3 protein-coding genes and 1 pseudogene are annotated in these 2208 nt (G+C 63.4%); all 4 read right to left on the reverse strand.

All coding sequences use genetic code 11. The features are described from left to right. Positions 1–149, reverse strand: a pseudogene (locus EN862_RS34685) (thiazole synthase); the annotation flags it as partial. Position 150: 1 nt separating this feature from the next. After that, complete coding sequence (thiS, locus tag EN862_RS34690) at positions 151–348, reverse strand: sulfur carrier protein ThiS (RefSeq protein WP_024504260.1); 198 nt, start codon at positions 346–348, stop codon at positions 151–153. After that, positions 317–1318 (reverse strand): glycine oxidase ThiO, encoded by a 1002-nt coding sequence (gene thiO / locus EN862_RS34695; protein ID WP_063169415.1) that lies wholly within the window; start codon positions 1316–1318, stop codon positions 317–319. Before thiO ends, thiS begins: the two co-directional genes overlap by 32 nt. Beyond that, the coding region (locus tag EN862_RS34700) for a phosphomethylpyrimidine synthase ThiC (protein ID WP_189342948.1) at positions 1315–2208 on the reverse strand (894 nt) is incomplete at its 5' end. The genes thiO and EN862_RS34700, both read right to left, overlap by 4 nt.

A 2208-nucleotide genomic window follows, 5' to 3' on the forward strand; every position in this document is an offset into this window, starting at 1 on the left:
CTACCGCCCGCCATCTCACGCCGCAACGAGACGGTCACCACCGACGTGCCCGATGCCTTGACTGCATCGGCAAGGATGGCCGGCGAAGGATACTGAGCCGTGCCGAGAAGCAGGCGCGACGAAAGCTCGGTTCCATAAAGCTCCAACATGCTAGCCGCCCTGCATGGGCGAGAGGATTTCGATCCGGTCGCCGTCGCTCAACTGGAACTCCGCGCGGTTGGCTTTGTGCACGAGGTCGCTGTTGACGGCGGTGGCGAGCCAATCGCCCTCATAGTCGAGCGCGGCAAGCAACTCGGCCAGCGTGGTGGCGGCAATCTCACGCGCCTCGCCGTTGACCATCAGTTTCATGAGCATGCTCCTTGGTTCTGTCTTGACTGAAAACCAGGTCGGCAGCCTGGCGCGCCATGGCGGGGGCGAGGAGAAAACCGTGACGATAAAGACCGTTGATCGCGATGATCTCACCGTCTGTTTCGACGCGTGGCAAATTGTCGGGAAATGCCGGACGGACACCCACACCGGTTTCAACGATCTCGGCCTCACCAAAGGCCGGATGGAGGGCATGGGCGGCGCCCAGCAGCTCCATCATGGAACGCGCCGTCACCGGTCCGGCGCTCTGGCTTTCAATCATCGTCGCTCCGATCATGAAACGGTGATCGGTGCGCGGCACGGCATAAAGCGGAAAGCGTGGATGAAGCAAACGGACCGGCCGCGACAGCGAGACATCAGGCGTGCGAAGGATCAGCATTTCGCCGCGAACACCGCGCAGCCTGTCATCGGCCGCTGCCATTCCCATGCAGTCTATCTGACGGGCGAAACCCGAAACAGGCCGGGCGTCGCAGCCGAAGTGGAATTTGACACCCATGGTCGCAAGCTTGTCATGAAGTGCCGCCATCGCCGGGCGTGGGTCGAGGTGAGCCTCGTCGGGGAAGAGCAATCCACGCCGGAAGCGGCCGGCGAGGTCGGGTTCCAGGAGCGCAATTTCGTTTTCATCGACGCGCCGATGCCCTGACGTGCGACTGGCGAACCGGTCAAGCTCACCGGCATCACGCGGCGCGGCCACGACCAATGTCCCGGCCCGTGTCACCTGACCCGACAGCACCGCATCCCACCAGTCGGCAGCGTCGCGTCCGAGATCCAGCACCGGCTGCTCCGCGCTTTCGCGCTCGCACCATGGCGCCAGCATGCCGCCGGCGAACCACGACGCGTTGCCGCCAAGGCCATGCCGCATCTCGGCGACTGTGACCGTCGCGCCGCGGGCGGCGAGTTCGAAAGCGACGGTGAGGCCGGCAACGCCGGCCCCTTTGACGAGCACCCTCATGATGGTTTGGGAGCCTCCGGCACGACCGGTACGCCAGTCTCGTCCGCCGGCATGTAGAGATCGCCGCCCTCCCGGTATTTTGCCGCCATTGCCGCCATGCCTTCCTTCTGAGCCTCGGCACGGATGTCGTGGGAAATGCGCATGGAGCAGAATTTCGGCCCGCACATCGAACAGAAATGTGCCAGCTTGTGCGCCTCCTTGGGCAAGGTCTGGTCGTGGAAGGACCGTGCGGTTTCGGGGTCGAGCGACAGGTTGAACTGGTCCTCCCAGCGGAACTCGAAGCGCGCGCGCGAAAGGGCATCATCCCTGGTTTTCGCTGCCGGATGGCCCTTCGCCAGATCGGCTGCATGGGCGGCTATCTTGTAGGTGATCACCCCAATCTTGACGTCGTTGCGGTCGGGAAGGCCGAGATGCTCTTTCGGCGTGACGTAGCAAAGCATTGCGGTGCCGAACCAGCCTATCATGGCGGCACCTATCCCTGAGGTGATGTGGTCATAGCCCGGCGCGATGTCGGTCGTCAGCGGCCCCAACGTGTAGAACGGCGCCTCACCGCACACTGCGAGCTGCTTGTCCATGTTCTGCTTGATCTTGTGCATGGGGACATGGCCCGGGCCTTCGATCATCACCTGGCAGTCCTTTGCCCAGGCAATCTTGGTGAGTTCTCCAAGTGTTTCCAGTTCGGCGAATTGCGCCGCGTCGTTCGCATCGGCGATTGAACCGGGACGAAGGCCGTCGCCGAGCGAGAAGGAGACGTCATAGGCTCTGGCGATGTCGCAGATCTCCTCGAAATGCTCGTAGAGGAAGCTCTCCCGGTGATGGTGCAGGCACCATTTGGCCATGATCGAGCCGCCGCGCGAGACGATGCCCGTGACCCGGTCGACGGTCAGCGG

Source organism: Mesorhizobium sp. M2E.F.Ca.ET.219.01.1.1 (genome assembly GCF_004016445.2).
Taxonomy (GTDB): Bacteria; Pseudomonadota; Alphaproteobacteria; order Rhizobiales; family Rhizobiaceae; genus Mesorhizobium.